Origin of the sequence: Clostridium sp. D53t1_180928_C8, assembly GCF_015667795.1 — a bacterium.
Taxonomy (GTDB): Bacteria; Bacillota; Clostridia; order Clostridiales; family Clostridiaceae; genus Clostridium.
In genome coordinates this window covers 1-16963 of record NZ_JADPEL010000060.1, presented here as the reverse complement: position 1 = coordinate 16963, position 16963 = coordinate 1, and the positions used below count along the sequence as shown (strand labels likewise).

Annotated in this window: 24 protein-coding genes; all 24 read left to right on the top strand. The window is 29.5% G+C overall.

Going from position 1 to position 16963, the window contains the following annotated elements:
- On the top strand, window positions 1-189 hold a 189-nt coding region (locus tag I4V51_RS18635; RefSeq protein WP_195989934.1), incomplete at its 5' end, for a PcfJ domain-containing protein.
- A 13-nt stretch (window positions 190-202) separates the two neighbouring features.
- Window positions 203-1093: a DUF3102 domain-containing protein gene (locus tag I4V51_RS18630; RefSeq protein WP_195989933.1), complete on the top strand. Its 891-nt coding sequence runs from the start codon at window positions 203-205 to the stop codon at window positions 1091-1093.
- A 19-nt stretch (window positions 1094-1112) separates the two neighbouring features.
- Window positions 1113-1514 carry a YopX family protein gene (locus tag I4V51_RS18625; RefSeq protein ID WP_195989932.1) on the top strand — a complete coding sequence of 134 codons (402 nt, stop codon included), beginning with the start codon at window positions 1113-1115 and terminating at the stop codon, window positions 1512-1514.
- The gene (locus I4V51_RS18620) at window positions 1515-1682 is read left to right on the top strand and encodes a hypothetical protein (protein ID WP_195989931.1); all 168 of its coding nucleotides are present in this window, start codon (window positions 1515-1517) and stop codon (window positions 1680-1682) included.
- Window positions 1683-1923: 241 nt separating this feature from the next.
- A complete protein-coding gene (locus I4V51_RS18615; protein WP_195989930.1) occupies window positions 1924-2244 on the top strand; it encodes a hypothetical protein in 321 nt (106 codons plus the stop codon).
- A 188-nt stretch (window positions 2245-2432) separates the two neighbouring features.
- Entirely contained in the window at window positions 2433-2726 is a 294-nt protein-coding gene (locus tag I4V51_RS18610) for a hypothetical protein (RefSeq protein WP_195989929.1), read from the top strand.
- A 9-nt stretch (window positions 2727-2735) separates the two neighbouring features.
- Window positions 2736-3311, top strand: a complete 576-nt coding sequence (locus I4V51_RS18605) for a hypothetical protein (RefSeq protein ID WP_195989928.1) — start codon at window positions 2736-2738, stop codon at window positions 3309-3311.
- A 433-nt stretch (window positions 3312-3744) separates the two neighbouring features.
- Entirely contained in the window at window positions 3745-4638 is an 894-nt protein-coding gene (locus I4V51_RS18600; RefSeq protein ID WP_195989927.1) for a terminase small subunit, read from the top strand.
- A 166-nt stretch (window positions 4639-4804) separates the two neighbouring features.
- A complete protein-coding gene (locus I4V51_RS18595) occupies window positions 4805-6181 on the top strand; it encodes a terminase family protein (protein ID WP_195989926.1) in 1377 nt (458 codons plus the stop codon).
- Window positions 6182-6533: 352 nt separating this feature from the next.
- Window positions 6534-8030 carry a capsid protein gene (locus tag I4V51_RS18590; RefSeq protein WP_207746019.1) on the top strand — a complete coding sequence of 499 codons (1497 nt, stop codon included), beginning with the start codon at window positions 6534-6536 and terminating at the stop codon, window positions 8028-8030.
- Window positions 7978-8211 carry a hypothetical protein gene (locus I4V51_RS18585; RefSeq protein WP_195989924.1) on the top strand — a complete coding sequence of 78 codons (234 nt, stop codon included), beginning with the start codon at window positions 7978-7980 and terminating at the stop codon, window positions 8209-8211. The genes I4V51_RS18590 and I4V51_RS18585 overlap by 53 nt, the downstream gene beginning before the upstream one ends.
- On the top strand, window positions 8195-9739 hold the full coding sequence (locus I4V51_RS18580; protein ID WP_195989923.1) for a phage minor capsid protein: 1545 nt from the start codon (window positions 8195-8197) through the stop codon (window positions 9737-9739). The genes I4V51_RS18585 and I4V51_RS18580 overlap by 17 nt, the downstream gene beginning before the upstream one ends.
- Window positions 9699-9929: a hypothetical protein gene (locus I4V51_RS18575; RefSeq protein WP_243281561.1), complete on the top strand. Its 231-nt coding sequence runs from the start codon at window positions 9699-9701 to the stop codon at window positions 9927-9929. Before I4V51_RS18580 ends, I4V51_RS18575 begins: the two co-directional genes overlap by 41 nt.
- 103 nt (window positions 9930-10032) lie before the next feature.
- Window positions 10033-10662 (top strand): hypothetical protein, encoded by a 630-nt coding sequence (locus I4V51_RS18570; protein WP_243281559.1) that lies wholly within the window; start codon window positions 10033-10035, stop codon window positions 10660-10662.
- A 31-nt stretch (window positions 10663-10693) separates the two neighbouring features.
- The gene (locus I4V51_RS18565) at window positions 10694-11602 is read left to right on the top strand and encodes a capsid protein (RefSeq protein ID WP_195989921.1); all 909 of its coding nucleotides are present in this window, start codon (window positions 10694-10696) and stop codon (window positions 11600-11602) included.
- A gap of 12 nt (window positions 11603-11614) precedes the next feature.
- Window positions 11615-11848, top strand: coding sequence for a hypothetical protein (locus I4V51_RS18560; protein WP_195989920.1), 234 nt, complete (start codon window positions 11615-11617; stop codon window positions 11846-11848).
- A 31-nt stretch (window positions 11849-11879) separates the two neighbouring features.
- On the top strand, window positions 11880-12263 hold the full coding sequence (locus I4V51_RS18555; protein ID WP_195989919.1) for a hypothetical protein: 384 nt from the start codon (window positions 11880-11882) through the stop codon (window positions 12261-12263).
- A gap of 2 nt (window positions 12264-12265) precedes the next feature.
- Window positions 12266-12604, top strand: a complete 339-nt coding sequence (locus tag I4V51_RS18550) for a hypothetical protein (protein ID WP_195989918.1) — start codon at window positions 12266-12268, stop codon at window positions 12602-12604.
- A gap of 3 nt (window positions 12605-12607) precedes the next feature.
- A complete protein-coding gene (locus I4V51_RS18545) occupies window positions 12608-13090 on the top strand; it encodes a hypothetical protein (protein ID WP_195989917.1) in 483 nt (160 codons plus the stop codon).
- Complete coding sequence (locus tag I4V51_RS18540) at window positions 13090-13497, top strand: minor capsid protein (RefSeq protein WP_195989916.1); 408 nt, start codon at window positions 13090-13092, stop codon at window positions 13495-13497. The genes I4V51_RS18545 and I4V51_RS18540 overlap by 1 nt, the downstream gene beginning before the upstream one ends.
- Window positions 13497-13952: a hypothetical protein gene (locus I4V51_RS18535; RefSeq protein ID WP_195989915.1), complete on the top strand. Its 456-nt coding sequence runs from the start codon at window positions 13497-13499 to the stop codon at window positions 13950-13952. The genes I4V51_RS18540 and I4V51_RS18535 overlap by 1 nt, the downstream gene beginning before the upstream one ends.
- Window positions 13953-13955: 3 nt before the next feature.
- Complete coding sequence (locus I4V51_RS18530; protein ID WP_195989914.1) at window positions 13956-14270, top strand: hypothetical protein; 315 nt, start codon at window positions 13956-13958, stop codon at window positions 14268-14270.
- Window positions 14257-14610 carry a Gp15 family bacteriophage protein gene (locus I4V51_RS18525; protein WP_195989935.1) on the top strand — a complete coding sequence of 118 codons (354 nt, stop codon included), beginning with the start codon at window positions 14257-14259 and terminating at the stop codon, window positions 14608-14610. Before I4V51_RS18530 ends, I4V51_RS18525 begins: the two co-directional genes overlap by 14 nt.
- 41 nt (window positions 14611-14651) lie before the next feature.
- A partial coding sequence (locus I4V51_RS18520; RefSeq protein WP_195989913.1) for a hypothetical protein occupies window positions 14652-16963 on the top strand: 2312 nt, incomplete at its 3' end.

Genomic DNA, 16963 nt, shown 5'->3' with positions numbered 1-16963 from the left:
TTATTTTTCATAAGAAGGATTGGAGAAGAGGAAAAGCCGTTCTTTGCAGTTGAAATAAATAAAGATTTTAAAGTAGTACAAGTAAGAGGAAAAAGAAATTGTTTAAGTACAAGGGAAGTAAAAGAATTCATGGAAGCATTTAAGAATGAGAAGCTGAATAATAAGAGAAATAAAATTAAGGTAGCTTAAGGGAGAAGAGGAAATGAGCAATTTAATAGTTAGCAGAACACCAGAGATTATAGCAGCAGAAATAAATAGTATAAAAGAGCAGACAAAGAAAGTATTTCTTTACAACAGTATAGAGATTGGTAGAAAATTGGTTGAAGCAAAGGAGTTAGTACCACATGGGGAGTGGGGGAGTTGGTTAGAGGAAGCAGTGGACTATTCAAAGTCTACTGCAAATAACCTAATGAAGATATTTGAAGAATATGGAGCAGACCAAATAACATTATTAGATGACAATTTAAAAAGCCAAGCGTTTGGAAATTTGAATTATAGTCAAGCGGTTTTATTACTTGGATTATCTGCTGATGATAGAGAAAAGTTTGTTGAAGAAAATAAAGTAGATGAAATGTCAACAAGGGAGCTGAAGAAAGCTATAGCTGACTTAAAGAAAGCAAATAAAGAAAAAGATAGTGCATTAAAAGAAAGAGATGAAGCAATGGAAAAACTTAATGCACTAGAGGAAAGTAATAAAATTTTAGAAGAAACTTTCAACGAAGGTGCTGAAGAAAGAAAAGCGTTAGAAGAAAAAGTAAAGAAATTAGAAAGAGAGATAGAAGAGGTTAGGGTAAGCAAACCAGTTGAAACTATAAATGTTGATTGGGAAGAAATAACTGCAGAATTTCAAGAAAAGATGGAAAAGCTTATAGAAGAAAAGGAAGAAGCAGAGAGAAAAATAAAAGAGGTAGAAAGTAAGCAAAATAATAGTTCTGTAAAGTTCAAGATTTATTTTGAAGAAGCAGGAAGAAGCTATCAAAAACTTTTAGAAGAGTTGGAAAATGTAAAAGAAATTGATGAAGTTGAATATATAAAATATAGAAAAGCTACAGAGAAGTTTTTAAATAAAATGCTAGAAAGAATTTCTGATTAAGAAAGGTGGAATAAGGGTTATGGCAGAGATAAAATTCAAGATTTATGACAAGAACAGAAAAAGACTTATAAATGGGACTGGCTATAGCATAACAGGAGATGGAGAAGTTCAGACATTTAATAGTTATGGAGTAGCAGAGGGAACAGTTAATAATAGACATTTGAAAGCTATCTTATATTCTGGAAAGAAAGATATTACAGAAGGAGATATTTACGAAGGCTTTATAGTAGAGAGAAAAGCAGCAGTTCCAGGAGATGAAGAAATAACAGGAGTAGTTGTATTGGATGAATATTCATGGTTAATCAGAAATGATAATGAGAAAAGGGCAGTACCCTTATTTTCTGAAACTGCAATAGATAGAATTATAGGAAATATATATGAGCATGATCATTTAACTCAACAAGGGGAGAGTTATTTATAAATGCTTAAAAAAGCAACAATAAGTGCAGCTATAGAACATTTAAGTGAAGGGGAAATAGATAGATTTGAAGAGGAACAAATAAAGAATATTTATGAAATAAGTGATATAGAAGTTAACAAGGTTTATAGGATATGGAGAGATAAATACTTAAATAAAAATTTGAAATAGATATCAATGCAAATGCATTTATATAAATAAAAATATTAAAAGAAAGGACTTTGGATTAATCGCTTAAATTTTAGCAGGGATTACAAATAAGCTAAGGTTAAGGAAGTGATCATAGAAAAGATATTTCTCATTGGTCTTTGAAAATTGAATAGTATGGTATTTAACAAATAAGTATAGATTGATAAGTTATAGGTGAAAATATATTATAAAGTTTTTGATATATTTAGGAGGAGTTAAGAAATTGAGAAAGAGTTTATTTATATTAATAGTTATTACCACTATATTTTGTATTCCTATTAATACAAGTGCATATCAGCCATACAAATCTGCTGTTTATAAACAAGGAGTATATGAAATTGGGGAATTAAATAAATATAGTATTTCTTTCGAATTATTAACTGATAATAAAACGTATGTTTTATTAGTTGATAACAATAATCAGCTTTTATCATATTTAAGGCTTCCATATAAGCAAAAAATTAATTTAAGCAATTTAGGGGATACTGCAACAATTGCTATTATTGGACCTGGAGAAGTTGCTATAGTATATGAAAAAAAATAGTTAGCTTGAATACCGTACTATTCAAAATGAATATGCGGTATTTATTATTTTTATAAGAAGGTGTGATAAATGGAGAAAGTTATAATGATATTTTTAATTGTAAATATAATTATAGCATTATTACAGTTAATGATGTGTGTTTGGATATTGAAGAAATTTAAAGTAATTAAGTAAAATTAGGAGGAATTATGGATTACGAAAAAATATATAGTGAAGAGGTAAGAATATTTAATAATATATCAAGAAAGTTTGACTATTTGACAGAAGAGGATATAGTAGGAGCATTTGAGTTACAAAAAGAAAGTATACAAGCCTATAATAGATGGTCAAATATTAAATATGAAATTAAGAAAGGCTTAAAAAGAGGAGAAGCAACTGCTATGAAAGAAAGGTTGGATGAAATTTGCATATATCTTAAACATATACATACGGTTACTAAAGCAACATGGCTAAAAGCAAAAGAAGATTTAAAAGGAATATAAGGGGGAAAAATGAGTAAAGAAAATATTAATACGAAAAAGCTAATAGAGTTAGTAAGTAAAGGAGCAGCAGAAGAGGTAATTAAAATATTAACAGGTAATAATTTAGTTAAAGCTGCAGAAGTAAATAATAAAAAGGAATTAAGTTATTATAAAAAGGTTGAGATATTGTTGTATAACTATGAGAATTTAAAAGATGCAATAAAGCAAAAAGAAGAGGATATAGAGAATTTAGAAAAGTATGGACTTAAAGAAAGAAGTTGTAGTGTAGTTGTTTATTCTAGTGCAGGAGGAAATCCAGAAGCAGATAGATATCTAGAACTAAAGAATAGATATATTATAGAAAAGTTAGAGATAGAAAGAGATTTAAAAAGAATAGATAACGCGTTAGATAAGATTAGAAAGGATGACTATTTTGATATAATAAAATTAAAGTATTTAAATCCAGAAGAGGAAAGAGTTAAAAATGATAATGAATTAGTTGAGATATTAAATAAAGAAAGAATAACTATTATTAGGAATAGAAAAAGATTAATAAATAAACTTACGACTATATTATTTCCGCAAAATATAAGAGAAATATTATAAAATGATACAAAGTATGATACAAAATATGATACTTTTAATGATATTGAAATGATACTTTTCAAATGTTAGTATGATAGTGTAGAAAAATTAGGTGAGCAAGATATTATTTTTCTAGCTAGGATAGAGCCTACTTAAGTAGACATAAAGAGAAAGCACCTAGAGCAAAAACTAGGTGCAATATGGAGATATAGTTTAATGGTAAAACAGCAACATTTAATGTTATAGATGTAAGTTCGAATCTTACTGTCTCTAGTATATATTGATCATATTATAAGTTAATCCAGCAAATTAGAGAAATGATTTATTGGATTAAGGTTATTGACCATATAACCTCTCATAAATTCTCAATACCATTTTATACAATAAAAAGCACTTAGATATATAGATTTATCTAGGTGCTTTTATTATATAACAATATAAAGGTGGTGATTATATGGCAAGGGCGCCTAATGAAAAACTTAATAAAGCATATGCATTATATCAAAAAGGTTATAAGTTAGTTGATATAGCTAAAAAGTTAGATATTCCAGATGGAACAGTAAGGCGTTGGAAAAAAACTTATAACTGGGATAGTGAACGTTCGGATAAAAATGGAGTTAAAAGCGAACGTTCATTAAATAAAAGAAGTAAAGAAAGTTCAAAGAGGAAATATAAAGAAGATAGTAGTATAAAAGAAGTATTAGAAAATACTGAATTAAACGATAAACAAAAGCTTTTTTGTATTTGTTATATAGAAAATTTTAATGCTACTAAGGCGTATCATAAGGCTTATAATTGCAGTTATGATACAGCTAGAGTTAACGGTTCAAGATTGCTAACAAATGCTAACATAAAAAAAGAAATAGATAGACTTACAGAAGAGTGTTTAAGTGAGCAGGAAATAAATTCTAAACTTCTAAATAAAAGAATATTTGAGATGTACATGAAGATAGCATTTGCAGATGTTGGTGATTATTTAAGATTTGGGCAAGAGGAGCAGAAAATTTGGAATATGAATGAAGATGGCAGCTTTAAACCTGTTGTTGATCCTGAAACAGGAGAGCAAAAAGTAAAAATATATAATGTTATTAATTTAAATAAAAGTGAAGAGGTTGATACAACTATTATCAGTGAAGTATCAGAAAGTAAAGATGGAATAAGGATTAAACTTCACGATAAAATGAAAGCTTTAGAATGGCTTGATAAACATTATGGAGAAGGTACACAAGAACAAAGATTAAGAATAGAAAAGCTCAAGTTAGAAATGGCTAAAATAACTGGTGAAGAAAGGGTAGATAAGAGCGAAAATACCAAGCTTGATTCCATACTAGAGCAGTTAAGGGAGTAGGATAAAAAATTTCGTTTAAATTTCATTTAGCGAAATAAATTTTAAAATGAGAAATTTATTCAACGAAGTTAAGCCATTTGTAAGGGATAAAAAGAGGAGGAAAGTTTACTTTAACTAAACATTTAATAAAAAATAGAATTTATTAAAGAAAAAAGTTGGAGAAAATATGTCAAATGAATATAAGTTATCAAAGAAATATAAAGATTTTATAAAACATAATGCACCAGTAGAATGTTTAGAAGGAACAACAGCAGCAGGAAAAACTACCGTAGGAATATTAAAGTTCATGTTACAGGTTGCTAAGTCTAAAAAGAAGCAACATGTTATAGCGGCAAAGACTACTGGAGTAGCTGAAAAGAATATAATACAAAAGGAATATGGAATTACTGATGTATTTGGAGAATTAGTTAAGTATAACGGTAATGGTGATAAGGATGATAAGATACCGCATATTAGATATAATACTCCAAATGGTGAAAAAGTAATTTATATACTTGGTTATGATAATAAAGATAAATGGAAAATGGCATTAGGTTCACAGTTTGGATGTGTTCTTATAGATGAGGTTAATACAGCTAATGTTGAGTTTGTTAGAGAAATAAGTACTAGAAATGATTATTTAATGATGACTCTTAATCCAGATGATCCAAACTTACCAATCTATAAAGAGTTTATAAATTGTGCTAGACCATTAGAAAAATATAGGAATGATGTACCGAGGGAAATAATGGAGCAGTTGAACAGTGAGGAGAAACCAAACTGGACATACTGGTTCTTTTCTTTTTATGATAATGCATCATTAAGTGAAGAAGATATTGAAAAGAAAAAGTTAAGTGCTCCAAAAGGTACTAAGCTTTATAAAAATAAAATATTAGGCTTAAGAGGAAGAGCAACAGGGATTATATTCAGTAACTTTGAAAGAGAGAATCATGTTGTTAGTAAAGAATATGCTAAGAAGTTTATTAGAGATAGAAGTAATAAACAACAGACAGAATGGTTTGAAATATTTAGTGCTGGATTAGATACAGCTTATTCAAGTAATAGTCCTGATACAATATCAATGAGTTTTACGGGAATTACTAACAAAGGTAATTGCTTTATATTAGATGAAAGGGTATATAACAATGCTGATTTAGATATACCAATAGCTCCGAGTGATACAGTAAAGAACTTTATAGATTTCTTAGAGAGAAATAGAAAAGAATGGGGATTTGCTAAAGATGTATTTATAGATTCAGCAGACCAAGCTACTATAACAGAATTTGCTAAGTATAAAAGGCTTAATGGTTCAGTATATAACTTTAATAATGCATGGAAGAAAACAATGATTGTAGATAGGATAAACCTTCAGTTAGGTTGGTTTGCTCATAATCAATACAAGATTTTAAAACATTGTGCAAATTATATATCTGAACTAGAAACATATAGTTGGATGGAGGATAAAGACAATACTCCAGAAGATGCAAATGACCATATGGTTAACAGTGCTCAATATAGTTGGTTACCATATAAAAGTCGTATAGGAATTTCAAATAATTTATGATATTTAAAATAGAAAAAACGGATATTTTTAATAAAACTGCGTATTTATCATGATAAAACTGCGCAAAATGTATAAAAGTAATATTTATAATTTTATAAAACTTAGTAAATAAGCCAATTTAATAAAAAACTGCGCGATTTAATAATTCTGCGCAGTTTTTAAAATGGGATAAAATTTATAAAAAATGAATTTGTAAGTAAAAACAAATTTACTTGCTATCGTATATAGCTTTGTAATCAAATTTAAGGTTAGTTTTAATTAAAATGTATAAAAACATTATCAAACAATAAAAAACACTATATGGAACGAATAGAGGTGAAAAATGAAGATAGCAGAGAAGGTGAGGAGTTTTATGAGAAGCTTTTTAAGAATACAAGAAGCTCAAACAAGTAATTTTAATATACAAGAAAGTATGAACTATGAAACTAATGTATTTAAAAATAAGATTTGGTACAGAGGAGATAGTTATGAGTTGGAACAGTTATACAAGCAGTTACAAAATAATAATTTCTCATTTTGGGGGAGTGTTCCAACAGTAGGTATGGAAATAAGAAAAATACATACTGGACTACCTAAAATAATAGTTAATAAATTAGCTGATATTACATTAACTGATTTAAATGATATATCTTTTAAAGATAGTAACTTAAATGAAACATGGGAAGCTATAGTTAAGGAAAATAAATTTTATAAATTATTAGATAGATCAACAAAGAAAGTTTTAGTAGCTGGTGATGGTGCTTTTAAGATATCCTTTGATTCAAATATATCTAAATATCCTATTATAGAGTTTTATGATGGGGATGATATTGAGATAGTATATGAAAGAGGTCGTATTAAAGAAATTATCTTTAATACTGCTTATAAACATAACACAAGAGTATATAACTTAAAAGAAACTTACGGTTATGGATATATAGCATATAAACTATTCGTAAATAATAGCGAAGTACCATTAAGTAGTATTCCACAAACAAGTGATTTAGCAGATGTAACTTTTGATAAGAGTTTTAATATGGCAGTTCCATTTATGATATATGAATCAGAAAAGTGGGAAGGTAGAGGACAAAGTATATTTGATGGTAAAACAGATAATTTTGATAGTTTAGATGAAACATGGAGTCAATGGATAGATGCATTAAGAGCAGGAAGAGCAAAAACATATATACCAGATGATTTATTGCCTAGAGATACTAAGACCGGAGAAATATTAAAGCCTAATTACTTTGATAATAGGTTTATTAAAACCGATAAGAGTATGAAAGAGAATGCAGATAGTAAAATTACTACTGAACAACCTGAAATACCAACAGATTCTTATCTTCAAACTTACGTTACAGCTTTAGATCTATGTTTACAAGGATTAATTTCTCCATCAACATTAGGAATCGATAATAAAAAGTTAGATAATGCAGAAGCTCAAAGGGAAAAAGAAAAAACTACTCTTTACTCAAGACAAGCTATTATAGATTCATTAACAGAAATGTTACCTAGACTAGTTGATGTAATATTTAAGGCTTACGATACTTCTTTAAATCAAAGTATTAGTGATTTAGAAGTAGAAATAAACTTTGGAGAATATGCATCACCTTCATTTGAAGCAGTTGTTGAAACACTATCTAATCCAAATACACCAATGTCTATAGAAGCAAAGGTTGATGAAATGTGGGGAGATAGTAAGGATGATAAATGGAAAGAAGAAGAGGTTAGAAGAATTAAAGAACAAACAGGTATTATTAGTATGGAGGAACCAAGTATAAGGGAAGAGCTATATTTAGATAAAAGGGGTGGTATTGATGATGAAGAAAGTAATAATAAACAACAAAGTATACCAAATGGAGAAGAATAAGCTTAAAGGATTATTTGATATTGCAAAAGAACATGTAAAGTTAGGAATATATGCAGTAGAGAAAGATAATATTGTTGAAATGAAGAGAGAAATATTACCTTCAAAAACTAAATTAAAAGAAGAAATACGAAAGTATAAAGTACAAGGTTACAAGGTATATAGTAATGGACAAAGATTATGATATAGTTGCAGCGTTTCAAAAGATAGAGGAAGAATTAATAAACTCTATGCTTGGAAACATTAAAAGACATACAGATTGGGAAAAAACAGAAGGCTTTGAATGGAGTATGTGGCAGGCTGAACAACTTAAGGCATTAGAAAAGTATAGAAGCACTAATATAAAGAAATTTAAAGGATATTTTTCAACTATTAATGAACAAATAGAGGAAGTATTAGAAAAAGTCTATAAAGAAGGTAATATGCAACAAGAAGTTGAAATATTAGCAGCATTAAGAGAAGGATATATATTCAAGAAGCGAAAGAAAAAGAATATTACTTTAAATTCTAAGTTTTTTAGAATAAATGATAGAAAACTTAATGCATTAATTAAAGCTACTAAGAAAGATTTCAAGAAAGCACAATTAGCAATGTTAAGAATGTCTAATGATCAATATAGAAAAATAATATTCAATGCTCAAGTATATGCTAATACTGGTGCTGGAACTATACAAAAAGCTATTGATATGGCAAGTAAAGATTTTATGGCCAACGGTATTAACTGTATAGAATACAAAAATGGTGCTAGAGTTAATGTTGTAAGTTATGTTGATATGGCTATTAGAACAGCAAATAAAAGAGCTTATCTTCAAGGTGAAGGAGATAAGAGAAAAGAATGGGGAATTAGTACTGTTATTGTTGCTACAAGAGGAAAAGGTTGTCCTAAGTGTGTGCCACATCAAGGGAAGATATATATTGATGATGTATGGAGTGGAGGAAGTTCTAAAGATGGACCATATCCATTACTAAGTTCAGCTATAGAAAAGGGATTATATCATCCTAACTGCAGAGACACACATACAACATATTTTGATGGGATAACGACTAAACCTATAAAACCAACTAAGGAACAGCAAGAAGAAAATATAAAAGAATATAATAAGGAGCAAAAACAAAATTATATAGAAAGGCAAGTAAATAAATATACTGCTCTTGAGAATAGAAGTTTTGATAAAGAAAATATAGAAAAATATAAAAATAAGAAAAAAGAGTGGAAACAATTAAAGAGAAAAATCAAGCAATCTGGGGGGAAATATACAAAAGGTGATGTAGAGTGGTATATGAGAAGAGAGGAAGAAGCTGAATCATATTATCAATCAATAAGGAATAGAAAAGACGATGTTTTAAAAATAGCTAAAAATACATCACTACCTTTAAAAATGATAAATAAAATAAAAAATCATGTATTTTATGATAATCACATATTATATGATGGTAGTTTAGGATATTTAGATTCTGATTATGATATGGGAGTTGCATGGCAAAGGCTGATTAATGGTAATTATAAAAATAGAGATAAGCTGTTATTGAAACACGAATATCTTGAATGTAATCTTGAAAAAAGGTATAATTTAACTAACAAACAGGCTCATGATATTACAATAAGAAAATATGATTGGCACAGTAAGCTTAAATTAGATAAAGGAGAGCTAGGAGAAGATGATTGTCTTAATGAAATTATTAGAAAAGAACAAAGAGTTTTTAATCTATAGTTATGGATATGATGAAAAAAAATTAGATGGCAAGATAAAAGTAAATTTAAAAGAGCCATATGATTATGAAGTAATTCAAGAATCAACAGATAATAGAGTAGGAGAAATAGGAACTCTTAAAGCTATTACTAAAATTATAAAATCAATAAAAGTTGGGGAGATAAAAGAAATACTTTGCTATCAATCCTAAGAAGCACTTACTAAATATTTATAGTAGGTGCTTTTATTATGCCCAAAACTTGCTTAAGGCTTAAAACTGTGGAAGTGAATAAAGTAATGAGGAGGAGAAAAAGTTGAAAAGAAAGTTAATTATGAACCTACAGTTATTTGGATTAGGTCAATTTTCTAGACAATTTTTAGATTCAGATGATGGAGCAGGTAATGGAGGAGAAGGAAATTCGTCAGCGAATGAAGGTAATCAAAAGGGAGAAGAGGGGAATTCAACAGGAGAAGAACCTAAAACTTTTACCCAAGAGGAATTAGATGCAATTGTAAAAGAGAAAATTGCTAAAGCTAAAAAGGGACAACCATCAAAGGAAGAGTTAGAAGCTTTTAAACAATGGCAAGAAAGTCAAAAGACAGAAGATGAGAAAAGAACAGAAGCGTTAAATAATGCAGAACAAGCAAGATTAGCAGCAGAGGAGAAAGCAACAGCTTTAGAAGCAAAGGTAACTTGTTTAACTAAAGGAGTTATAGCTAATAGTGTTGATGATGTTGTTATATTAGCAAAAGCTATGGTTAATGATGATTTAACTATGGAACAAGCTATTGATAAGGTGTTAGAAAAATATCCTTCTTTTAAAGGACAACAACAAGAGCAAAATCAGGAACAAAATAAAAATGGTTTTATAATTGGAGCTAATAATACAAAACAAAAAGTAAATCCAAATGATGCAATAGCAAGAGCATTTGGTATTAAATAATTAATTTAAAATAAGAAACGGAGATGAAATTATGGCAGTATACAGTTACGCTGAACAATTTGAACAAGCATTACAACAAAAATATGCAAAGGAGTTAACATCTTATGCATTAGAGAAATCTAATCCACAGGTGAAATTTATTAATGCTCAAACTATTAAATTACCTAATATCACAGTTAGTGGATATAAAGATCATAGTAGAACAAATATGGGATTTAATACTGGAAGCATATCTAATGAATGGGAACCAAAGAAATTAGCGCATGATAGAGATGTAGAATTTGCTTTAGATCCAATGGATATAGATGAAACTAATTTGGTTATAGAAGTAGCAAATGTTCAAAATGTATTTGAAACAGAACAAGCTATTCCAGAAAGAGATTCTTATAGATATTCTAAGTTATATTCAGAAGCCAAGACTTACAGTGCAAATGGAGCAGTTATAGATACTACTACAACTTTAACTACAGCTAATATATTAGATTGGTTTGATACTCAAATGGAGAAAATGGATGATGCAGGGGTTCCAAGTGAAGGAAGAATACTTTATGTTGTTCCATCAATACACAAGATGCTTAAACAAGCAGAAGGATTAACAAGAACTATTGATGTTAATTCAAATAATGGAAAAATTGATAGAAGAGTTTACTCTTTAGATGATGTAACTATAGTAAAAGTTCCATCTAGTAGAATGAAAACTAAGTATAATTTTACTGAAGGATGTGTTGCTGCAGGTGATGCAAAGCAAATATATATGATACTTATTCATCCATCATGCCAAGTAACTAGAAGTAAATATGCATATATGAAGTTATTTACTCCAGGTACAGATTCAAGAACAGCAGATAAGTATGTATATCAAACTAGAGAATATGGTGATACATTCTTAATCAAAAATAAAGCTTGTGGTATTGCTATTAATGCAGAAGCAGAAGACTAGGAGGAATAATATATGAAGGCAACAAAAGGAAATAAGGTTTATACAATAGATGAAACTCAAAAAGCTATGTATCAAGCTCAAGGATACGATATAACAGATGATGTAGGAAACATAATGGAGTATGGAGCTGGTAAATCAGTTTCATATGAAGAGTATAAAACTTTAGAGGAAAAGGCTTTAAAGTTAGAAAAGGAAAATAAAAAATTAAAAGAAGAAAATAAAGAATTAAAGAAGGGTGCTCAATAGTGTCCTTCTTTTAATTTAAGGATGTGATTATATGTCATATGTAGATAAGTCATATTACATAGATGTATTTAAGGGTAATATGATAGATGAGAATGATATAGATAAATCATTGAGAAAGGCAAGTAGGCATATTGATACATTAACTTTCAATAGAGTTAATGGTTTAGGATTTGAAAATTTAACAGATTTTCAAAAGGATATTATTAAAGAAGTAACTTGTGAACTTGCAGAGTTTGAATATGAAAATTCAGAGCTTATTGAAAATGTATTATCTAGTTATAGTATTAATGGAGTATCAATGAACTTTGGTGGCAGTTGGAATGTACAATTAATAAAAGGTGTAGCAATACCAACAGAGTTGCATGAAACATTAAAACAAACTGGATTATGCTCATTAAGTTTTAGGAGGTTTTAATTATGAAATATCCATGTTTAGTACCTAAAAAGTTTTGTAAAACTCCGATTAAAGTTACTATTTTTCAAGAAGGAATAAGTGAAGATGGTGAGCCTTTAAATGCTATTGAAATTGATACTAAATGTAATTATCAAGATAAAGCTAAAACGGTTTTAACAGCAGAACAGAAACTTATTAGAATAGAAGGAACTGTCTTGATACCAGGAGATATTGCTCCTGGTATTTCTGCTATATCTGATGGAGAAGTCAAAGTTTTTGAAGGTAAAAGAAAGATATATAAAGGTGAAAAAGCACGGAATCCAGATGGAACAGTTAATTATACTAAGTTGGAGTTGATTTAAGTTATGGCAAGAGTGACAAGTACTATAAGAATTAATCAACAAAGAATTAAACAATTAACACAAGCACAAATACAAGCGTTAGAGATGACAGCGGAAGCTTTACATACTGAAGTAGTACAAGCACAGGTAATTCCATTTGGAGAAACAAAGAAAGAAACTTATAAGGAATATGGAGTTAGGGGACAATTTGCTAAAACTGGCAGAGAGTATAAGGGTAAGACTAAAACAAGGACTATATATCAAGGAGGTACTTTGCAAAATGAAAGTACCTTTGTTGATTATTCTAATAGTTCAAAAGGAACAGTTACTTTAGTTTCATCAACTCCATATGCAAGAAGACTTTATTATCATCCAGAATACAATTTTAATACTAGTGAAAATAAAAATGCTAAAGGGAAATGGTATGAAGATTGGATTGATGGAAAAGAAAAAGAGTTTTGTAAAAAAACATTTAAAGATTTTTATAAAAGATTAGGGGGAGTTTAATGTTAGGATTAGCAGATATAAGAGAGTGGTTTAAAACTTTTAATAATAAAGCAGAAAATTATTATATTGGAAAGCTTGATAATAAGAAAGATAAATCAATTGGAGTATATCAAGGTAAAAACACTATATCCCCTAGAATTACTTTAGGTGGACGTGAAAACTCTTCTTATGAAGTAAAGACAATTACTATACTTATACATTGGAATTTAAATGCAAGGGAAACAGAAGAGTTTTCGTGTAAGTTATATGAAGAGTTATTAAACCAAAATAGTGTAGTTATTAATAATCATAGAATCAAAATGATTAAGTTAAATACAAATGAGCCTATAGATGTAGGAACAGATGAAAAAGGAATCTATGAAAGAGTTATAGATATAGAATTTTATTATGAAAGGAATGAGGGATAATGGCTGCAGTAACAAGTGGAGTTTATCCAGTACATCAAAATAAATTTAAGATTGGGAAAAAAGGAAAGCTAAGTCAATCACCAACGGATATGGCAACTATTAAAGATTTAGAAACATTCTCATTATCTATGGACAATAATATTGAAGAATGGGCAGCTTTAGATCAAGAAGGGTGGACTAGGAGAATGGCAACAGGAAAAGGATTTTCTATTTCACTAAGTGGTAAAAGATGTGTTGGAGATGCAGGGAATGATTATGTAGCAGGATTATTATTTAAAAATGCAGAGGAATTAGAAAGTAAATTTGAATGGATATTTCCAGATGGAACAAAAGTGTCGTTTGACTGTATAGTTAATGTTACAAATGTTGGTTCTGGAGATTCAACAAATGTTGGGGCATTAGAATTTGAGGTTCTTTCAAATGGAAAGCCAACAATTGGTACCGAGGAGGAATAAAAAATGAGTATGATAGATATTTCAAAAAAATTAATTAATGAAAAGCCAATTTTAAAAATTGCAGAGGGTAAGGAATATAAAGTTAATAATAGTAAAAATGCAATGTTATTAATAGATCAGCAAATGAGAAGTGGGGAAAATGAAGTTGAATCTATGGATTATGTAATTAGATTAACTTTAGGAGAAAAAGCTTTTAAGGAAATTGAATCCATGGAAATGCCATTTAGCGATTATAAGGTTTTATTTATTGGAGTAATGGCAGCAGTATCAGGTCAAACTTATGATGAAGTAGAAAAGAACTTTAATACACCCAGCTAAAGATAAAGAGGAATCTTGGTATGATCTATTAGATGATTATGATTTAATAGAAGCAAGTTTTGCAAAGCAATATGGAATAAGGTTGAGGAATGAGCCTGATATGTCATGGAGTGAGTTTGCAACTTTACTTAGTGGTCTTATGCCAGACACACCATTAGGGCAAATTATTTCTATTAGAGCAGAAAAGGATAAGGATGTAATAAAAAGGTTTACTAAAGAGCAAAAAAGAATACAAAGTGATTGGAAAAGAAGACAATCTAAAAATATTGATAAAGAAAGTTATGACGATGCTATGAATGTATTTAAAAATATGTTTATCTCAATGGCCAATAGCAAATAAGCACCTAGTTTATTCTAGGTGTTTTTATTTTACAAAAGGAGGTGAGAAACATAGCAGAAAGTGTAGGACAAATTGGTTTAGACTTGGTAGTTAATCAGAATAACTTTAATAGACAAGTTAGTGGAATAAGTAATATTGCAGCTAAGGCAGGGAAGATAATAGCAGGTGCATTTGCAGTGAAAAAAATAGCTGAATTTACATCGGCTTGCCTTGATTTAGGAAGTAATTTAGCAGAGGTTCAAAATGTAGTAGACGTTACTTTCAGTAAAATGAATGAACAAGTAAATAATTTTGCTCAAAATGCAGTATTTCAATTTGGGCTAAGTGAAACAATGGCTAAAAAGTATACTGGAACATTCGGAGCAATGGCAAAAGCTTTTAGATTTGCTGAAAAAGAGGCTTATGCAATGTCTACAACATTAACTGGATTAGCTGGAGATGTAGCGTCTTTCTATAATATAACACAAGATGAAGCATACACTAAGTTAAAGTCAGTATTTACTGGTGAAACTGAATCATTGAAGGATTTAGGTGTAGTTATGACACAAGCTGCATTAGATCAGTATGCACTAGCTAATGGATATGGGAAAACTACAGCTAAAATGACGGAGCAAGAAAAAGTTGCTTTAAGATATGCATTTGTTCAACAACAATTAGCTTTAGCACAGGGAGATTTTGCGAGAACAAGTGACAGTTGGGCTAATCAAACTAGAATATTAAAATTACAATTTGATAGCTTAAGAGCTAGTTTAGGACAAGGATTTATTGCAGCATTAACTCCCGTTATTAAAGTTATAAATACAATTATGGGGAAGTTGGTTCAACTAGCTAATGTATTTAGTGCTTTTATGAAGCGGTTATTTGGAGTGAAAAGTGATTCAAAGTTAGGAATAGGTTCAGTAACGTCAGATGTATCTAATGCAACCACAGCAATGGATAATTTAAGTAATTCAACTAGTGGAGTTGGGAGTGCAGCTAAAAAGGCTAAAAAAGAATTAAAAGGATTAATGGGGATTGATGAAATTAATACTATTGGTTCAAGTGGTTCAGATAGTGGTGATGATGGAAGTGGTTCTGGTGGAGATTCTGCTATTGGTGATATTGGAATGAACGATTGGGATTTTTCACAACAAGAGGAAGCTACTGACGGATTATTAAGTAAAGTTGAAGCATTTGCAGATAAGGTGAGGAATGTATTTAAATCAATTGCTAATTTTATAAAACGACATAAGGAAATTATATTATCTATTATAGGTGGATTAGTTGCTGGAATAGTAGCTTTTTTTATTGCAGGAAATTGGGGAGCGATTACTGGAGCAATAGCAAGTGTAATTGGGTGGATTGAATTAATACCAACAGCTTTAGGGTTAGCTGGATTGGCTTTAACAACTCCAGCAGCATTAATAGCAGGAGCAGTAGCAGTTGTTACAACAGCTTTTTTGTATTTATGGCAAACAAGTGATAGTTTTAGACAAGCTTTAATTGGTGGATGGAATGTTTTAGTATCTGCATTGACTCCGTATTTTGAAGCGGTAAAGAGTACAATATTATTAATAGCAGACATATTGATAACTGTATTAAAACCTATAATAAAAGCAGTGTGTGATTTTGTATTAACGGTTGTAGATAACGTTGTTAAAGTAACAATGTCACTATGGACTAATTGTATAGCTCCATTTGTTAAATTTCTAGGAGAATGTCTTAAGAAAATAATTGATGGATTAAGTGAAATATGGCAAGTGTGGAAACCTACTATAGAGAAAATAATGAATGTGGTAATGTTGGTTTGGGATAGTTGTTTAAAACCTTTTATTAATTGGTTAGGTGATACTTTTGTTCAAGGATTTAAAAATTTGGGTAATTATATAAAACCTATATTAGATAGTTTAAAAACAATGTTTAGTGGGTTAATTGATTTTATTGTAGGAGTATTTACTGGGAATTGGCAAAAAGTTTGGCAAGGTGTATCTAATATCTTTAAGGGGATTTTTGAAGGATTAGTAAATATAGCAAAATGGCCTTTAAATAAGATAATAGATTTAGTTAACGCAGCTATTTCTGGAATAAATACTATGATAAAAACAATAAATAAAGTTCCTGGTATTAGTATACCGACAATAGGCAAAATTCCTAAACTAGCTAAAGGTGGTATTGTTGATGCTCCAACTCTTTCATTAATAGGGGAGCAAGGGCGTGAAGCAGTAATGCCACTTGAAAATAATACAGGGTGGATAACTGATTTAGCTTCAAAAGTGGTAGATAGAATGCCAAGAAACGCAGGAAGTAGTAACGATAATTCAATTAGTGGAGATTTAATATTACAAATTGATGGTTCTATTATAGGTAAAGTTGC

Bases quoted from the DNA above. Each gene is read 5' to 3' on its own strand.
- I4V51_RS18630 (WP_195989933.1), top strand. From the start codon at position 203: ATGAGCAATTTAATAGTTAGCAGAACACCAGAGATTATAGCAGCAGAA.
- I4V51_RS18625 (WP_195989932.1), top strand. From the start codon at position 1,113: ATGGCAGAGATAAAATTCAAGATTTATGACAAGAACAGAAAAAGACTT.
- I4V51_RS18620 (WP_195989931.1), top strand. From the start codon at position 1,515: ATGCTTAAAAAAGCAACAATAAGTGCAGCTATAGAACATTTAAGTGAA.
- I4V51_RS18610 (WP_195989929.1), top strand. From the start codon at position 2,433: ATGGATTACGAAAAAATATATAGTGAAGAGGTAAGAATATTTAATAAT.
- I4V51_RS18605 (WP_195989928.1), top strand. From the start codon at position 2,736: ATGAGTAAAGAAAATATTAATACGAAAAAGCTAATAGAGTTAGTAAGT.
- I4V51_RS18600 (WP_195989927.1), top strand. From the start codon at position 3,745: ATGGCAAGGGCGCCTAATGAAAAACTTAATAAAGCATATGCATTATAT.
- I4V51_RS18595 (WP_195989926.1), top strand. From the start codon at position 4,805: ATGTCAAATGAATATAAGTTATCAAAGAAATATAAAGATTTTATAAAA.
- I4V51_RS18590 (WP_207746019.1), top strand. From the start codon at position 6,534: ATGAGAAGCTTTTTAAGAATACAAGAAGCTCAAACAAGTAATTTTAAT.
- I4V51_RS18585 (WP_195989924.1), top strand. From the start codon at position 7,978: ATGATGAAGAAAGTAATAATAAACAACAAAGTATACCAAATGGAGAAG.
- I4V51_RS18580 (WP_195989923.1), top strand. From the start codon at position 8,195: ATGGACAAAGATTATGATATAGTTGCAGCGTTTCAAAAGATAGAGGAA.
- I4V51_RS18575 (WP_243281561.1), top strand. From the start codon at position 9,699: ATGAAATTATTAGAAAAGAACAAAGAGTTTTTAATCTATAGTTATGGA.
- I4V51_RS18565 (WP_195989921.1), top strand. From the start codon at position 10,694: ATGGCAGTATACAGTTACGCTGAACAATTTGAACAAGCATTACAACAA.
- I4V51_RS18560 (WP_195989920.1), top strand. From the start codon at position 11,615: ATGAAGGCAACAAAAGGAAATAAGGTTTATACAATAGATGAAACTCAA.
- I4V51_RS18555 (WP_195989919.1), top strand. From the start codon at position 11,880: ATGTCATATGTAGATAAGTCATATTACATAGATGTATTTAAGGGTAAT.
- I4V51_RS18550 (WP_195989918.1), top strand. From the start codon at position 12,266: ATGAAATATCCATGTTTAGTACCTAAAAAGTTTTGTAAAACTCCGATT.
- I4V51_RS18545 (WP_195989917.1), top strand. From the start codon at position 12,608: ATGGCAAGAGTGACAAGTACTATAAGAATTAATCAACAAAGAATTAAA.
- I4V51_RS18540 (WP_195989916.1), top strand. From the start codon at position 13,090: ATGTTAGGATTAGCAGATATAAGAGAGTGGTTTAAAACTTTTAATAAT.
- I4V51_RS18535 (WP_195989915.1), top strand. From the start codon at position 13,497: ATGGCTGCAGTAACAAGTGGAGTTTATCCAGTACATCAAAATAAATTT.
- I4V51_RS18530 (WP_195989914.1), top strand. From the start codon at position 13,956: ATGAGTATGATAGATATTTCAAAAAAATTAATTAATGAAAAGCCAATT.